Annotated in this window: 14 protein-coding genes and 1 riboswitch; of the genes, 2 read left to right on the top strand and 12 right to left on the bottom strand. The window is 63.4% G+C overall.

The features are described from left to right. Positions 1-359: 359 nt before the first annotated feature. Both HZY77_RS15600 and HZY77_RS15605 read left to right on the top strand, forming a co-directional pair. Positions 360-947, top strand: a complete 588-nt coding sequence (locus HZY77_RS15600) for a PhnD/SsuA/transferrin family substrate-binding protein (RefSeq protein WP_296816749.1) — start codon at positions 360-362, stop codon at positions 945-947. Continuing rightward, on the top strand, positions 940-3,336 hold the full coding sequence (locus tag HZY77_RS15605; RefSeq protein ID WP_296816752.1) for an EAL domain-containing protein: 2,397 nt from the start codon (positions 940-942) through the stop codon (positions 3,334-3,336). The genes HZY77_RS15600 and HZY77_RS15605 overlap by 8 nt, the downstream gene beginning before the upstream one ends. Here HZY77_RS15605 and HZY77_RS15610 read toward each other — a convergent pair. The 12 genes from HZY77_RS15610 to HZY77_RS15665 form a co-directional block, all read right to left on the bottom strand. Further along, complete coding sequence (locus tag HZY77_RS15610; RefSeq protein WP_296816756.1) at positions 3,297-4,217, bottom strand: glycosyltransferase; 921 nt, start codon at positions 4,215-4,217, stop codon at positions 3,297-3,299. The two genes, HZY77_RS15605 and HZY77_RS15610, sit on opposite strands and share 40 nt — an antisense overlap. A gap of 209 nt (positions 4,218-4,426) precedes the next feature. Then, a complete protein-coding gene (locus HZY77_RS15615) occupies positions 4,427-5,800 on the bottom strand; it encodes a phosphomannomutase/phosphoglucomutase (RefSeq protein ID WP_296816759.1) in 1,374 nt (457 codons plus the stop codon). Between the two features lie 31 nt (positions 5,801-5,831). After that, positions 5,832-6,791: an alpha/beta fold hydrolase gene (locus tag HZY77_RS15620; RefSeq protein WP_296816761.1), complete on the bottom strand. Its 960-nt coding sequence runs from the start codon at positions 6,789-6,791 to the stop codon at positions 5,832-5,834. A gap of 52 nt (positions 6,792-6,843) precedes the next feature. Further along, positions 6,844-7,278: a nuclear transport factor 2 family protein gene (locus tag HZY77_RS15625; protein ID WP_296816763.1), complete on the bottom strand. Its 435-nt coding sequence runs from the start codon at positions 7,276-7,278 to the stop codon at positions 6,844-6,846. Between the two features lie 45 nt (positions 7,279-7,323). Continuing rightward, complete coding sequence (locus HZY77_RS15630; protein ID WP_018506805.1) at positions 7,324-7,527, bottom strand: zinc-finger domain-containing protein; 204 nt, start codon at positions 7,525-7,527, stop codon at positions 7,324-7,326. A gap of 12 nt (positions 7,528-7,539) precedes the next feature. Then, positions 7,540-8,460 carry a branched-chain amino acid transaminase gene (locus HZY77_RS15635; RefSeq protein WP_296816766.1) on the bottom strand — a complete coding sequence of 307 codons (921 nt, stop codon included), beginning with the start codon at positions 8,458-8,460 and terminating at the stop codon, positions 7,540-7,542. Positions 8,461-8,570: 110 nt separating this feature from the next. Then, on the bottom strand, positions 8,571-8,894 hold the full coding sequence (locus HZY77_RS15640; protein ID WP_296816769.1) for a TusE/DsrC/DsvC family sulfur relay protein: 324 nt from the start codon (positions 8,892-8,894) through the stop codon (positions 8,571-8,573). Positions 8,895-8,948: 54 nt separating this feature from the next. Then, entirely contained in the window at positions 8,949-11,693 is a 2,745-nt protein-coding gene (locus HZY77_RS15645; protein WP_296816772.1) for an EAL domain-containing protein, read from the bottom strand. Positions 11,694-11,696: 3 nt separating this feature from the next. Further along, a complete protein-coding gene (locus HZY77_RS15650; RefSeq protein WP_296816774.1) occupies positions 11,697-12,893 on the bottom strand; it encodes a hypothetical protein in 1,197 nt (398 codons plus the stop codon). Then, a complete protein-coding gene (locus HZY77_RS15655) occupies positions 12,862-13,254 on the bottom strand; it encodes a hypothetical protein (RefSeq protein WP_296816777.1) in 393 nt (130 codons plus the stop codon). Before HZY77_RS15655 ends, HZY77_RS15650 begins: the two co-directional genes overlap by 32 nt. A gap of 99 nt (positions 13,255-13,353) precedes the next feature. Next, positions 13,354-14,400, bottom strand: coding sequence for an A/G-specific adenine glycosylase (gene mutY / locus HZY77_RS15660; RefSeq protein WP_296816780.1), 1,047 nt, complete (start codon positions 14,398-14,400; stop codon positions 13,354-13,356). Positions 14,401-14,518: 118 nt separating this feature from the next. Next, complete coding sequence (locus HZY77_RS15665) at positions 14,519-16,735, bottom strand: DUF1631 domain-containing protein (RefSeq protein ID WP_296816782.1); 2,217 nt, start codon at positions 16,733-16,735, stop codon at positions 14,519-14,521. A 77-nt stretch (positions 16,736-16,812) separates the two neighbouring features. Beyond that, positions 16,813-16,904: riboswitch (cyclic di-GMP riboswitch) on the bottom strand. Between the last annotated feature and the right edge of the window lie 26 nt (positions 16,905-16,930).

The raw sequence follows: 16,930 nt of genomic DNA on the forward strand, positions 1-16,930 counted from the left end.
TCCGTCATTGTGGGGGCCATGCATCTCGCCCCGTTTTGTTATTGCCCGGCTCGAAGCTGCGCTCGCCACACAATAACAATTGCCGTTCGAATAATAAATCATGGGAGACAACATGAGGAGAACAGGGATGTGCCTGGCCTTGCTGCTGGGCACGGCATGCCAGGCTGCGCCGCCCGCACCGTATGCGTTCGGCGTGCTCAATCACCGGAGCCTGCAGGCGACCGCGGCGTACTGGAACCCCATCCTGACCTACGTGTCGGCCCGCTCGGGGTACCGCTGGAACTGCACATCGGGCGCACCGCGAATGAAACCACCGACCGCGTGGTCGCGGGAAGCTGGATTTTGCTTATACCAACCACTTGTTCACGCCGAAGCGGCACAAGCTTGGTTGGCGTGTGCTGGCCCGGCAGGACACGCAGGGTATCCGTGGGCAGGTGGTCGTGCTCGACAACTCGCCGGTCGCAACGCTGCACGAACTGGCCGGCAAGCCGGTGGCGTTTGCCAATCCTTATGGCTTCACCGGCTACTACCTGCCTATGGACGCGCTGCTGCGTGCGGAGATCAATGTCGCGCCGCTGTTTTCCGGCAATCAGGAAGCGGCAATGGGGCAGCTGGAATCGGGCCAGGTCGCGGCCGCCGGGGTCAGCGACCAGGTCATGGCGGATTTCGCCCGGCGTCGCCAGTTGAAATATCGGGTGCTGGCCGAATCGAAACCCTATTTCGACCTTGCCGTGATGGCGTCGCCGCGGATCAGCACGGCGGACGGCGAAAAGGTCAGGCAGGCTTTCATCAACATGGCGGACGACCCGGCGGGACTGCGCGCGCTGCAACAGTCGGCCCAGTCGCTCGGGCTGTCCCATGTGCGGGGATTCGTCGCGGCGGACGATCGTGATTATGCCGACTACCGTGCGTTCTTCCAGCATACGCGGGTACCGCTGAATGAGTGAACCGCAGTCGGTGCACAACACGCATGACAGCCTGCATGCGCGCATCCTGGGCACGGTGTTTGTGTTGGTGCTCGTCATGTATCTGGTGGCGTTGGCGGTGCTGGGCCTGCCGCTGACCGAGCGTGCCCGGCAGCATCTCGAGGCAGGTGCGGAGCGCGAACTGGGCGCGATCATGATGGCGATCCAGGATCAGGCCTTGTTGCGCGATTACCCTGCGATCGAGCAGGCGATCCATGCGCGAGTGGACCGTTTCCATGCCCTGAATGTGCGCTTCGCCGCCCGCCAGGTCGCGTTCGAGGCGGGCACGCCGTCCGAGCTGCACCCTTATCCGGCCTGGTTCGCCACGCTGGTGGATATCCGTGCGCCTCGCGCGCAATCCGAGCTCGTCGTCGGCGGCGCATCCTACGGTACGGTTTCGGTTGCCCTGGATGGCGCGCCGACCATTCAGGGCTTGTGGGTCCTGGCGGTGCGCTTCACCGTGCTGGCAGTCGGCAGTCTGGTCGGCGTCATGTTGCTGCTGCGCTGGATGCTTCAGGTCAACCTGCGCGGCCTGTATGCCCTGCGTACGGCGGCACGGGCGATCGAGTCCGGCGATTTCAACGCGCGCGCCAGCCTGGTATACGGTTCGCCGCCCGAGGTGCGCGATACCCAGTTGATGTTCAATCGCATGGCCGATCATGTCAGCCGGCTGATCGCTGCGCTGGGACGCGAGCATAACGACCTGCTGGTCGAGAAGGAACGCCTGCGCGTGACGATCGAATCCATTGCGGATGCCGTGGTCGTCACCGATGCGGAAGGGCGGATCGAATTCCTCAACCCCAGGGCGGAAGAGCTGACCGGTTTCAGCAGTATCGATGCACGGGGACGGCAGGTATCCGAGGTGCTGCCGCTGGCAAATGAACAGAGTGGCGCACCCGTGGCGAATCCGCTCGAACAGGCGCTGCGGCGCAATAGGGTGGTCGGGTTGGGCAACCATACGGTCATTCGCCGCCAGGATGGCGCAAGGATTGCGATCAGCGATACTGCCGCGCCGATCCGTTCCAGCGACGGCAAGGTGCAGGGTGGCGTGCTGGTGTTCCAGGACGAGAGTGAACGTCGCAGTCTGATGCAGCGGCTTGCCTGGCAGGCCGAACGCGACCCGCTCACCGGTCTGTGGAATCGCCGCATGATGGAAGACAAGCTGACGGAGGCCTTGCAGAGTGTGCAGCAGGAGGCGCGGCATGGCATTTTCTGCTACATCGACCTGGATCGATTCAAGCTGGTCAACGACACCTGCGGACACCGTGCGGGCGACGCCTTGCTGCAACGCCTGACGGCCATCATGGCACAGCGTGCGGAAGGCAAGAATCATTATCTGGCGCGGCTGGGAGGCGATGAATTCGGCCTGCTGTTCGTCGACACCGCATTGCCCGCAGCGATGGATCACATACAGGGGTTGCGCGACGAGATCGGCCGTTTCCGTTTCGAATGGGACGACAAAGTGTTCCGCCTCGGGGTGAGCTTCGGCGTGACCGAGTTGCATGGCGGCATGGTCGACATCGGCGAGATCCTGGCGCAGGCCGACACGGCCTGCTATCACGCCAAGTCGCTGGGCGGCAATGCGATCCAGGTCTATGAGAAAACCCACCCTGCCCTGCAGAAGATCAACGACGAGATGCAGTGGGTAGGCGCCATCACCAAGGCATTCGAGGCGCACCGGTTCGTCCTCTATCGCCAGCAGAAGGTCGCCCTGTCGTCGGACGTCGAGACGCAGCATTATGAAATCCTGCTGCGCCTGCGCGGGGAGGACGGTACGATCATCTCGCCGGGCGAATTCCTGCCAGCAGCCGAACGGTATGGGCTGGCGCCCAGCTTTGATCGCTGGGTGATCCGTAATTTCTTCGCCTATCTCGATACGCATCCCGAAGACGAGGCCAGTTATGCGATCAACCTGTCAGGGCGCAGCCTCAGCGATCCGGGTACGGCCGAATTCATACTCGACGAAATCGGCCAGTACCACTTCGACCCTGCGCGGATCAGTTTCGAGGTGACCGAAACCGCCGCCATCGACAGCCTCGATTCATGCGAGAAGCTGATCCTGGCGCTGAAGTCGCGCGGCATCCAGTTCGCGCTGGACGACTTCGGCAAGGGGCAGTCGTCGTTCGGCTACTTGAAGCGCCTGCCGGTGGCCTATCTCAAGATCGATGGGGATTTCGTGCGCGGCATGGACCACGATCGCGAAAAGCTTGCCATCGTCAAGGCCATGCATACGCTGGGGCATGAGCTGGGCAAGCAGACCATTGCCGAGCAGGTCGAGACCGAAGCCGAACTGGCCAGTTTGAAAAAGATGGGGGTGGATTTCGTGCAGGGCTATCTGCTGCACCGGCCGGCACCGCTCCCGGTCGACTGATCCATCAGGCTTGCATAGAGCGCGGTGTAGTCCGACAGGATCGCCGCTTCGGAATAATGGCGCGTCACTTCGGCATGACCCGCCTCGATCAGTCGGGCCTTGTGATCGGCATCGAGCGCCAGTGCGACGCGCAATACGTCAGCCAGTCCTGCCGCATCGGCCAGCGGGGCCAGCAAGCCGTTGACGCCATCCTGCATCAGTTCCAGCGGGCCTTGCGCGCGCGTGGCGACGATCAGGGCATGGTTCGCCCAGGCCTCCAGGATGACGTTGCCGAGCGGTTCGTGCACCGACGCGCAGACGAATACATCGGCCAGCTGGTAATACGGCGCCGGGTCGTTCTTCCAGCCGATCCAGTGGACGCGCGCAGCGATTTCGAGTTGCCCCGACAAGGCTTCCAGTTCCTTGCGCAAGGGTCCGTCGCCCACCATCAGCAGATGCAGCGGCCTGCCGTCATCGGCCTCGGCCGGCAGTCTGGCGAAGGCATGCAGCAGATCGCTCCAGCCCTTGTTGGGATGCAACCGGCCGAGGCCGAGCAGGATGCGGCAGCCATCGAGGCCGAGCTGGTGACGCAGCGCATCAAGCGCGGCGATCGACAGGCGTTCCGGTGTGTCGACGAAATTGCCGATGCAATGCACGTGGTCGGCAGGCAGGCTATGCGCAGTCAAGTAGTCGTGAATGCCGTGCGTGTTGCCGACCCAGGCGTGGGCATGGCGATAGCCCTTGAGGTTGTAGAAACCGCCCAGCCTGGCCAGGTGCACCGGTGGCCGGTTGGCAGGCAGATGCACGATGCGCGTGGCACGTCCCATATAAGTCTGCACCACGTCGGGCTGGAACTCCGTGATGGCGCGGTTGATCTTCCAGCGCGAGTACACATCCCACACCCCAGCATCGGCGCGTGATAATGGCGCACCGCCGGGTCGATGGCACGTGCGATTTCGCCGCCGGCCACGGTGACCGCGGCAACGGGCTGGCCATGGCGCGCCAGCGCGTTCACCAGCCGGATGAAGAAACGTTCCGCGCCACCCAGGTGCTTGCCGCCGATGACATGCAAGCTGCGCGGCGGATCGCCTGGACGGATCAGGTCGTGCGCTCAAAACGGCAGTATGAGGTTGGGCGCGGATTGATGGATCACGCGGCGGAAGTCGGCCTGGATTTNTTCCAGCGCGGCAGCATTGTCGGCCTCGAAACGCAGCACGATCACCGGCGTGGTGTTCGACGGGCGCGCGAGGCCGAAGCCGTCGGCGTACTCGACGCGCAGACCGTCGAGCGTGATGATTTCCTTGGCATCGGGGAAGCGCGCGGTTTTCTGCAGCGTATCCATCAGCGTGTAATGCTCGCCTTCGGCCATCTTGATATTGAGTTCGGGCGTGTTCACCGTGTCGGGCAGACTGTGCAGAGTGGCATTGATGTCGGGCTGCTTGCTCAGGTATTCGAGCAGACGCGCACCGGCATAGAGCCCGTCGTCGAAGCCGAACCAGCGCTCCTTGAAGAATACGTGGCCGGACATTTCGCCGGCCAGCAGCGCGCCGGTTTCCTTCATCTTCGCCTTGATGAAGCTGTGGCCGGTCTTCCACAAGAGGGNGCGGCCGCCACGTTCGCGGATCCAGCCGAACAGATTGCGGGTGGATTTCACGTCGAAAATGATCTCGGCACCCGGGTTGCGGCTGAGCACATCGTCGGCGAACAGCATCAACTGGCGGTCGGGGAAGATGATGCTGCCGTCCTTGGTGACCACGCCGAGGCGGTCGCCGTCGCCATCGAAGGCGAGACCGATTTCGGCGTCGCTGGTTTTCAGCGCGGCGATCAGGTCCTGCAGGTTCTTGGGCTGCGAGGGATCGGGATGATGGTTGGGAAAGTTGCCGTCGACCTCGCAGAACAGTTCCTCCACCTGGCAGCCCATGTCGCGATAGAGCTTGGGCGCGAAGGCGCCGGGTACGCCGTTGCCGCAGTCGACGATGATCTTCATCGGCCGCGCGAGTTTTACATCCGACACGATGCGCGCGAGATATTCGCCGGCGATGTCGTGCTGGCGGTAGCCGCCGTCGCCGTGTGCGAGATCGTTGTTCACCAGCCGCTCGCGCAGCTTCTGGATGGCCTCGCCCGATAACGTCTCGCCACCGAGCACCATTTTCAGGCCGTTATAGTCGGGCGGGTTGTGGCTGCCGGTGACCATCACTGCGCTGTTCGTTCCAAGTTGATAGGCAGCGAAATAGGTCATCGGCGTGGCGACCATGCCGAGGTCGACGACGCCGACGCCGGCCTTGCGGATGCCGCGCCCAAGCGCTGCGGCGAGATCGGGGCCGGACAGGCGGCCGTCGCGGCCGATGCAGATTTCGGCCTGGCTGCGTGCGGCTGCTTCGGAACCGATGGCGTGGCCGATGGCCTCGACGATTTCCGGCGTGAAAGTCGTGCCGACGATGCCGCGGATGTCATAGGCTTTGAAGATTTCCTTGGGGTATTCCACAACACGCTCCCTGTTTTCAGATGGATCGATTCTACCCGGGCTGTGTGTCGAAATGCTGCATCAATCGGCGTGGCAGCCAGTCGAGGTTGCCCGGAAACGGACCGGAAGGGAAGGCGACATGCCCGCCGGTGGCAGGTTGTTCGAGCGTGACGGCAGGCGAGACCTCGTCCGGCGTCGGCAATGCCCACACGGGCAGGAACGGATCGTTTCGCGCGTTGATGACAAGCGTGGGAACGGCGATGGCGTGCAACAGGGGTTTGGCGGAGACCTTCAGCCAGTAGTCGTCGGCATCGCGAAAGCCATGCAGCCGGGCCGTGACCAGCGTGTCGAATTCGCGGAAGGTGGTGGCGGCCGCAATCGCTTTCGCATCCAGGACGCCGGGAAAGCCTACGGCCTTGCGCAGCGCCTTCTGCTTCAGGGTGACGAGGAAACGCGCGGTATAGACGCGGCGATTGAAACCGCGATCGAGCGTGTGGCCGGCTGCGGTGAGATCGAGTGGTGCAGACACGCCGGCGGCACGTTCGACCAGCGTACGTGCCGCTTCGCCCTGTTCGCCCAGCCATTTCAGCAGCGCGTTGCCGCCAAGCGAGACGCCAACGGCGTAAACCGGGGCACGGATGTGCAAGGATTTGACATGACGCAGCATGCGTTCGATATCCTCACTGTCGCCGGCAAAATAAGCGCGCGGCAGGCGGTTGTCCTCGCCCGAGCAGCCACGGAAATGCGCCACCACGCCATGCCAGCCGTGTGTTCGAGCATGGGCCATGAGGTCGCGCGCATAGTGGCTGTCGGCGCTGCCTTCCAGGCCGTGGAACAGTACCACGACGGGGGCACCGGTCTGGCCGTCCGCCCAGTCGAAATCGAGAAAGTCGCCGTCCGGCAGTTCCAGTCGCTCACGCCGGTAGGCTACGGGCGGAGCGTGGATGAACAGGCTGCTGTATATCGTTTGCAGGTGGCCGCCGGGCAGCCAGACAGGGGCGCGATAAGCCATGTTTTCCGAAAAGACATGGCGCGGGATGGAGCCAAATCGCTGCCGATCCTTCTTAATGTAAGACCACGGGCGGCGTGCGCGAGGGCGGCGTGCCGCCCACCTGGAGCGGCGAGGCGTGGTGCAGCACCATGCGCCAGCCGCCGTCGGCTTCCTTGCGGTAGACATTGGTCGCGAGTATGGGCGGGCGCGGTTCCGTCTCCTGACCAATGACGAGGTATTCGCGAACGATACGGACGACCTGCGAGGTTTCGCGTAGCTGGTGGGCGATTTCCACCCGCACACTGAACTGACCCGCGGCCTCGAACATGCTGCGCCAGCCGGCCGCTACGGCGGCACGCCCATTCAGCGGCGCGGCCAAGGGATGGATGCAGGCGATGCTGTCGTCGCTGGCCCAGACCGCCATCATGGCGTCAAGCGAGCGGGTCTCGAAAGCCGCGTAGAACGCGGCTTCGGCGGCTTCGGGAGTGGGAAACGTGGATTCTGACATGGTCCTCGAATCAGGACCTGCCGCCCCGGGCCGGGGACGACAGGCCTAGTGATGGCTGCCGCTGGGCTTGCCTTTCAGGCGATAGAGCGTGCCGCAATAGGGGCACAGCGCATCGCCACGCGCCTCGATAGGCAGATAGACGCGCGGGTGGGCACTCCAGTCGCTCTGCTGAGGCATCGGGCAATGCAGTGGCAGGTCGCTTTCGGTGATTTCGATGACGCGCTGGGTATTGTCGTGCCGCTCGCTCATGTCGCGCCCGCTTCAGACCGGGCTGAGCCAGTCGGTGTGGGCTGCGGCACGGCCATGCACGCAGTCGAAATACATTGCCTGTAGCCTGGCGGTGATGGGGCCGCGTGTACCTTCGCCGATGGTGCGGTTGTCGAGTTCGCGGATTGGTGTGACCTCGGCGGCGGTACCGGTGAAGAAGGCCTCGTCGGCGCAGTAGACCTCGTCGCGCGTAATGCGTTTTTCGACCACCTGCAGACCGATCTCGCCGGCGAGCTGCACGATGGTGTCACGCGTGATGCCTTCCAGCGCGGCGGTGAGGTCGGGCGTGTAGAGCTTGCCGTTGCGGACCATGAAGAAGTTCTNCCCGGAGCCTTCGGCGACGAAACCGTCGACGTCCAGCAGCAGGGCTTCCTGGTAGCCGTCCATCTCGGCTTCCTTGTGGGCGAGGATCGAGTTCATGTAGTTGCCGTTGGCCTTCGCCTTGCACATCGTGATGTTGACGTGGTGGCGCGAGAACGAGCTGGTCTTCACGCGGATGCCGTTGGTGATCGCCTCGTCGCCCATGTACGCACCCCAGGGCCAGGCGGCGACGATGACGTGCACCGACAGGTTTTTGGCCGAGATGCCCATCGCTTCGGCGCCGAAAAACGCCATCGGGCGTAGATAGCCGGATTCGAGCTTGTTCTCGCGCACTACCGTCCGCTGTGCCTCGGAGATCGTGGCCTTGTCGAACGGCAGCTTCATGCCGAGGATATGGGCCGAGCGGAACAGGCGGTCGGTGTGCTCCTGCAGGCGGAAGATCGCCGTGCCCTGTTCGGCCTTGTAGGCGCGCACGCCCTCGAAGACACCCATGCCGTAGTGCAGGGTGTGGGTCAGGACGTGGGTGGTGGCGTCGCGCCAGGGGACGAGCTTGCCGTCGTACCAGATGACGCCGTCGCGGTCGGCCATGGACATGGTGAAAATTCTCTAACGAATGGAAAACGCCAATCTTACCGGATTCCGGGCGGGGAGAAGCACCCGGCACGCAGCGGATGTTGCCGGCCGGGCTGCCTGGCCAGGCAGCGTCAAAGATAGGTTTTGGCTTCCTCGCCCGGATTGGGAAGCCCTGCCAGGCGCCAGGCCTCGCGCGGATTGGGGAACAGGTGTTGCATGCAGTCGGCTTCTTGCCCAATGAGGTGGCAGACATGGCTGAGCGCGGTGACGGTGTTGAACTTGGAGAACTCGCTCCGCAAGGCCTGCAGCAGGGCAAACTGCGCCTCGCTGAGGGGGCCGATGCCGTCGGTTTGGGCGATGCGGTCGGCCAGGCTTTCATTCCACATGGCGGGGTCGATCAGGAAACCGTCGAGATCGAAGACGGCGGTGCTGGATGAATCGAGCCGTGTATTCATGGCAACCTCCTGGTGTGGCGCGTGAGAATGTTAGGTATAGCACCCTGTCCGCAATCAGCCAGGCTTGAGCGGAAGTACCGATTCGGCCGGCTGCGGCCGGCCGAAGTGATAGCCCTGGGCATAGTCCACGCCAAGTTCCGTCACCCACCGAAGAATGGCCTCGGTCTCGACGTATTCCGCAATCGCCAGCTTGCCATAGCCGTGTATGGCCTCGACCAGGGCTCTTACGAACAGGCGATCATCCTCGCTGTGATCCAGCGTACGAATGAATGAGCCGTCGATTTTGACGAAATCCACCGGCAGATGTTTCAGGTACTGGAAGGTGGAAAAACCCACGCCGAAATCATCCAGCGCCAGCTTGCAGCCGAGCGTGCGAATTCCGGTGAGCAGGATCTCGGCATGCGTCATCTGGTTGAGGGTCGCTGTTTCGGTGATTTCCAGGATCAGCTGATGCGGCTGGACGCCATGCTGCTCCAGCATGGCTTGCAACAGGGCAGGCAACTCGGGGTTGTCGAGGCTGCGGGCGGACAGGTTGACCGCGAGGTGCAGACCAGGCTGGCTTGCGATCAGAGAGATGGCATGCTGCAACACCCACTGATCGATCTCCCGGATCAGCCCCGAGGCTTCGGCTGCAGCGATCAGCGGCGCGGGCGGCAGAATCTGCCCGTCCGGCGCCCGGACCCGCAGCAGCGCCTCATAGTGCACGGCCCGTCCGGCCTGAATCGACATGATGGGCTGGAGGAATAACGCCAGCCGGTTGTCGTGCAGCGCGTCGGTGATCAATGCAAGCTGCGACGTGCGGTCCAGCAGGCTTTCGCGGGTGCCGTCCCCAGGGTTGTAGAGATGCCAGTTGGAACGGCCTTTGGCACGCGCCTGGGATAGCGCCAGATCGGCATGGCCCAGCAGGCTTTCCGTGGTGCAGTCGGACTGGACTACGGCGATGCCGACGCAGGCGGTGGCGATGTGCTGGTCGCGGTCGCCCTTGCACAGAAAACGCGCAGTCTGCAGCAACTGGGCGTCCGGCAAGGGTTCGAAATACAGGGCAAACTCGTCGCCGCCCAGCCGTGCAGCCAGCTTGGGTGCCGGCTGGAGTTCGCGCAGGCGTTCGGCCATGTTCTGGATCACGGCATCGCCGGCGCTGTGGCCGGCCAGATCGTTGATCGCCTTGAAATCATCCAGGTCGATCAGCAGGAGGGCGCCGCTTTTCAGTTCGGTCAGGGCGTGAGCCAGCCGCCGCTGGAAGCCCTGACGGTTGTAGAGCCCGGTCAGCGTGTCGTAGTCGGACAGATAGCTGGCACGCGCCTGCGCGCTCTTGAGTTCGGTCAGGTCCAGTCCCACCGAAAGGATCAGGGGTTCGCTGTCGCCTTTGGNGCCGATCAGCGAATGCACCCAGGTGATATTGCGCAGGCCGTCGGGGGTGGCGAGCAGCGCCTCGAATCGCAGCGGCGCGGNGTCGTTGAGGAAATGGACGAGGAGACGCGAACGCCAGTCGCGGCTTTCCTGTGGCGCGATCATCTGCTTGAAGTAATCCTGCCCGATCAGCTGCTGCTCGGTGAGGCCGGTCAGGGTTTCCACATAATAGTTGGCCATGCGGATCACGCCCTGGCGATCCTGGGTCAGGATCAGCGCCTGCGCCGTGTCCAGCAGGCCGGAGATGAAGTCGCGTTCGTGCGACAGGGTGTCGACCAGCCTGGCGAGATCGTTCTGTTGGTTGCGTGCGGCCGTGTCGAGCGATTCGAGCTGGCTGGCGAGCGTGAGTGCCGCTTTTTCCAGGGTGGAAAGTTCGTCGCCCGGTGCGCTGTCGCGGAACTGCAGATGCTGGCGGGCGTCGCGCCAGCGGCCGTCGCCCAGCAATGGCAGGCCGGTGCTGACCCGGTTCATCCGCCGCATCAGCCAGGCGAGCGAAACCAGCAGCACACCTTCGGCGAGGATGAAAACAGTCAGCCCTGTGACCAGATTGGTCAGGAAGGATTGACTGATGGCGCGCTCGGCATCGGTTACGTCCTTGCGCGCGATGAAATACGGGGTATCGGGCGTGCTCGCAAGCGGCTTCAGCTTTTGCCACACATAGGCCTTGCCTTTACTGTGAGTCAGCGCCGATTCGAGCTGCGGCCGTTGGGGATAGGGAATGAAATCCGCCTGGCCCACCATTGCCCCGATGTCCGGGGTGGTGGCGGCGATCAGCGCGGTTTTCTGTTGGCGGTCGACTGCGACCGCCAGGTCGTGCCCGCTGCTTTGGCCAAACGTGCTCAGCAGATTGGATAGGTCCATCGAGACTACCACCACGCCAGCGGTACGGCCCTGGCGCAGCACCGGCGCCATACCGTAGAACAAGCAGCGTTCGGCACAGTACAGGCCGCTGGCAGGATGTTCGTTCGAGAGCACCTCCCCGAGCCGGGACGCGATCAATGCGTCGGGCGCCGGCATGCTGCCGAAACCGGTCAGCAACCGTTGACCGGCATCGTACAGGCGCAGGCTTTCGAATCCCTGGTTGAGGCTGAGCTGCTCCCAGTAAGGCTGCAGGGCGAAGCCGGCATCCAGATCGGGCGGGCCGCCATGACTGGCCACCAGAAAATCGGCCAGTGCCGATCCGGCATCCACCAGCTGGCGTTCGTTTTGTTGGATCAGGAAGCGCAGCAGCGCCTCGTTCCGGGTTGCGCTATCGAGGCGTGTCTGCTGGACTTCGCGGCGCAGGTTGGCGTCGTTGATCCAGGTAAGCGCCATCGTGCCGATCGCCATGGCCAACGTGAGCGGCAACAGCAGCTTCCATTTCAAGCTGAGAAAAGCGGGCAATCGCATGGCCTAGAACCGATAGGCTGCCTGCAGGAGCCACATGTTCCAGCGTTGTTCGCGGCTGAGAAAGACAGGGTTGTCCGGGCCCGGCAGCCAGCCGGTCCCATCGACATGGTGGAACTCCGCACGCAGCATCAGGTTGGGCGTGGTGTCCCAGCGCAGCCCCAGCGTCGTGTCGCGGGCAAACATGCTGTGGGCAGGCAGACCGGTGGCGGCAGCAAACAGATGGCCGTCTTTGTCGTGCTTGTCCCGGTAGAAGATGTCATGGCGCAGCATCAGTTCCCAGGCGGGGAGGAAACGCCATTCGCCCTGGAGATACCCTGCCTGGATGACCCGGTGGCTGTTGGGCAGGAACGGGCCGAAGCCTGCGGTATCGAAGCGGGGCTCGCCATACTCGGCCGTCAATGTGACGGTATCGAGGCGTTGCTGGGCCGTGAAAAGGATATTGCGGAACTGCACCTTGCCTGCCGCCAGCGTGTCGCTGCTGCCGGGCGCATACTCGGCCCTGGCATTGGCATAGGTCAGCATCAACGTGGTATCGGTCGGCAGATCCCAGCGCAGGCGGGCACCGAGTGCGCCCTTGCCTTCCAGCTTGCCTGGCCGCGTGTTGCCAAGAAAACTGTAATCGACGGAGGGGCTGTCGAAATTGGGACGCACCCAGCCCAGCAGGAAGTCAAACGCGCCGTATGCCTGCACGCTGGCACCGTGCAGGAAGGCCCCGGGTGCGGCGAGCAGCAAATCGCGGCTGTTGTCGACGTAGACCGACTGCGGCAACAGGATGCCGGAACGCGTGAACGGTACGTCGCGCGTTTCGTTATACAGGCCGTAGGGGAGTTTGACCTTGCCGAACTTGAGCCCGAGCTGGCTGACATCGGTCTGGTAAAACTGCCAGTCCGCCTGGGCATAATCCACGCGCAGGCCATCCCGATCACTTTCGCCTGCACGCCGATACAGGATCTGGCCGGACAGCCGCACCGCGTCGAGCGCCTGCCAGGTCCCATGGAGGCCGGCTTCGGTGAATTCGGTGCTGACGCCGTTCCGGCTGTCGCCGAAGAAACGGTTGTTGGTGCTGCCGATCAGGCCCTGGGCGGCGAACCCCTGGATCTGGTAGCGAGGGCCGGCCAGTTCGTCAGCCCGGACGGGCGACACTGCCAGCAGGCTGCCCAACAGCAGGCTATTCCAGCCTAAGCGTCTTGATGCCGTCATAAACCATATCCTTGCTTGTATAACCGATGGCGCCCGGTGTGGCTCGAACGCGTGCCCGCATTTCGTTCTCGTCCTTTACCTGAATCGGCGCACTGGCCATTCCGCTGAAGCTCATCCGGTCCCAGGTCTGGCGCAGACGATAGGGGTAAAGGCCGAGTTTCTCCTTGGCGAAGGCCACGTGTGCCGGATGGTCATCCGGTAGGACGAAAACCACGATGGGTTGGTGGTTGGGCCACAACGTCTGGCGCAGGGTGTAAATGTTGCGCAAGGAGGTGATGCTGATGCTGTGGCCTTCAACGTCGGGATTGACGATGATTCCGGCTGATGCGGTAAGCGGGCTGAACAGACATGTCAGCAACACCAGCCGCCAGAAAAGAAATACGCTTGAGCCACTGGGCGTCGAAAATTTGTTTTATCAGGTTGCCGCTTTATAGCATGGCAAATGCAGCACGGGCAGTAATCAGAGGATTCGTTTGTGGTCGAGTTGCCTGACCAGCGTACGTACGGGGGCGGGTAGCGCCGCATCGAGTGCATCGGCCAGGGGGAGCCAGATTTGGCCGGGTGGCGTATCGGGGCGTGGTGCCAGCTGAAGCCGAACCGGCTGGATGTGCAGCTTGAAGTGAGTGAAGCTGTGCGTGAACTGCGGGAGAGCCTGCTGGGCCAGCGCGGTGAAGCCGAAGCGCTCGCGGCAGTGGCCGGCGGCGTCGACGTCGGGGGCCAGTTCGGGCAGGCTCCACAAACCGCCCCAAATACCCTGTGAAGGGCGCTTTTCAAGCATGAGTTCGCCGCGGTCGAGCAGCAGCAGCATCTGCACCTGCTTTTCCGGCAGTGCTTTTTGGGGCGNTGGTGCTGGCAATTCGTGGGCACGGCCTTGCGCATGGGCGACGCAGTCGGCATTGACCGGGCAGGCAGCACAGTCTGGCTGGCTGCGGGTACAGACGAGTGCACCGAGATCCATCATGCCCTGGGTGTAGGCCTCGATGGCTGTGTCGGGCAGCAGCGACTCGGCCCGCGTCCACAGTGCCGACTCGACTTTCTTGTCGCCGGGCCAGCCTGCGATACCGCCATGGCGTGCCAGGACGCGCTTGACGTTGCCATCGAGAATGGCGCCGCGCTGGCTGAATGCCAGCGCTGCAATGGCCGCAGCGGTCGAACGCCCCACGCCCGGCAGTTGCGCGATGGCGTCGGGCCGGGCCGGAAATATTCCGCCATGTTGGGTCACGACGGCGCGTGCCGCCGCGTGCAGATTGCGCGCGCGACTGTAGTAGCCAAGCCCGCTCCACAACGCGAGCACGTCGTCTTCCGGGGCGGCGGCCAGGGCCGGCAGATCGGGGAAATGGGCGACAAAGCGCTCGAAATAGGGGATGACCGTGGCAACCTGGGTCTGTTGCAGCATGATTTCCGACAGCCAGATACGGTAGGGGTCGCGTGTGCCCTGCCATGGCAGGGTATGGCGGCCGTGGTGCAACTGCCAGTGGATGATGCGGGACGCAANTGATTTTCTCACCCCGGCAGGGTAGCACCGTTTAGGGTGCAAGCCGTGGCGAAGGGATGGCGCATGGATTCATGTACAAAACCCGCGAGAGCCCTGCCTCGCGGTGCACAAGCGACGGCAATCCGCCGGCTCAGGCGTGACCGAGTTTCTGGCGGAACAGGTTCATCAGCTTGCCGAACGCCGATTCGGTGATCGACTTGCGTTCGACCAGCACAGCTTCGCCGCGGCGTAGCTTGTCGGCCAGGCGATGCAGGCCGATGGAAAAGCTGTTCATGCCATCCTGATCCGAGAACAGGTAGGTGTTCTTGATGCTGCTGACCCAACCCAACCGGGCCCAGCGGAACGTGCCGTCGTCGTAGTGGAATTCCACCCAGTCGCCCTTGTTCAGGGCGAGGGCGCGCTGGGTGAATTCGTCTTCCACTTCAGGCGTGGCCGTCTCGGCTTCGGCTGCCACGATCGNGGNGGCTTCCGGTACAGCAGGCGCGAGCGCTTCGATTTCTTCGGGCGTGATGTCGGGCAACGGAACTGGCTGGGCATTGGGCCGTACCGCGTTGGCGTGCAGGATGACCAGGGTGGCGAAGAAACGATCGGAGAGTTTCTGCGGCAGGTCGATTTCTGCCGTACCTTCACGCAGGCGCTTCAGCAGCCCGGGCAGAATGCGCACCAGCATCAGGCGTGCATCCATATCCGCCTTGGGTTGCACGCTCCAGACCAGTTCGCGCATGGTCTCGACATGACTGTTGAAATGCGCGCCCTGCTCGCCTTCGCTGATGTAATCCTGAGTGAGCAACTGCGCCCAGTCGCGGCGCAGGAATTCGCGCACCGCATCGCCTGCCTGTTGGTCCTTGAGCGCGCGATTGATGAAATCATGCACGATGACCGGCGCGAGTTCGGCGCGTTCGCTTTGCTTGATCTGGGCGATATCCGGTTGCAGGCTGACGTCCACCGTTTCCTCGAGCGTTTCTTCCAGGGTGGAGGCCATGGCCTCCAGCTCGATGGCAGCGGATTCGAATACGGCAATGTCCTGCTCGAAACTGTCCAGCACCCGGCTGACAACTTGCGAGATGGCATCGAGACGGGTATTGCCCGTCTCGTTGTCGGGTAGGTGCACTGAAAGCGTGGCGATCGCATCCAGCATGCGGCGCACCGGATGATTCGACTGCGAGAAGAAATTACGGTCCAGCATCGCAGCCTTCAGCACCGGAATCTGCAGGCGCGCAATTTGGGCCTTGAGGCGATCGGGGATGGAAGCTTCGTCGAACACCACGTCGAACAGCATGGCCACGGCGTCCACCAGCACCGCATCGAGCGGGCTGGCTGCCTGCATGACCGGGCTTTGCTGCAAGCTGCGCAGCACGTTGCTGACATTGGTGGCTTCCAGTAGGGGCAGCTCGAAGCGTCCGCCTCCGGGCAGCATGAGGGCGCCGGATTGAAGCTGGCTGAGCGAATCAAGCAGGCTGAAGCCGGCAAGTCCGGCCGACGCACTGCCACCGCCGGCACCGGTACCGGCGGCATATGCGCCTGCGGCCGGTGCGCCGCCATGCGCGAGCTGCTCGAACAGCCTGAACATGTCGCCGCCGGTTTGTCCCTGCATGGCAGGGCCCGTACCGGCAGAGGGTGCGCCATGCTGGGCGGGGCCCGAGCTTTGTGCCCGGTTCTTCGCGCCGACTTTCAGGTCAGGCAGGATGCCGCGGTCGATCAGGTGGCGGTTGATGGCCTGGTAGATGTGGGCGAGTTCGGTGGTGAGCACCAGATCGAACTGGTTCAGCAGAACGATTCGCACATCCTGTTCCAGCTGCATGCGGGTGATGCCGTCGAGCATCGCTTCGCACAGCGCACGCGGGCCGAGCGGGTTGTCGTTCTCGGCCAGATCGCTGCGGCCCAGCAGATGGGCAATACGAGCATCCAGGGCAACCAGTTCTTCGGCGCAGTTGAAACGCAGGCGTGAGGTGGCCTTGTCGACTGCCAGCGTGATTTCGAAATCCTGGTCGTCCACCAGGGACAGTTCGAGTAATTCGCTGCCGGTCGTTTTCTCGCGATTGAGCGCAAAATCACTGAAGTTCTGGCAGTAGGCGTCCTTGCAGGCACTCAGTAATTCGTTGGCCTGCTTGTTGAGGATGCCCTGGGCGCCGTAATACGTATTGCGCGTGTCCAGCAAAGGCGAACGGTCGGCCATTGCCAGCAGGGTGTTTTCCATGGCCTCGGTCTGCCGGGTCAGCACACGGGTCGCCCCTTCGATCAGCAGGTCGCGGCAGCCGTGCAGGACGGACAAGGTCTCGGCGGAGACCTGCGCACGGCGCGCTCGCTCGAATTGATTGAGGTTAACTACGACTGAATTGTCTGGCATCTCGCGCTCCATGGGGATCACCTCGCGGTATCGGCGGCTGGCCGGCCAACGGAGGGTGTACGCGTGACAGGAGTACTGCCGGCGGCCCCGCTATCTCGTCAGCCGGATGTGGCGGGCGAGACCGGTAACTTTGCGTCCCTGCCTCGCGGCGGGTTTGCCCTGTTCGGTGGTCGGCGATTGCGCCGAAAAATCGAC

The organism is Thiobacillus sp. (assembly GCF_013693775.1).
In the GTDB taxonomy this organism is placed as follows: Bacteria; Pseudomonadota; Gammaproteobacteria; order Burkholderiales; family Thiobacillaceae; genus Thiobacillus.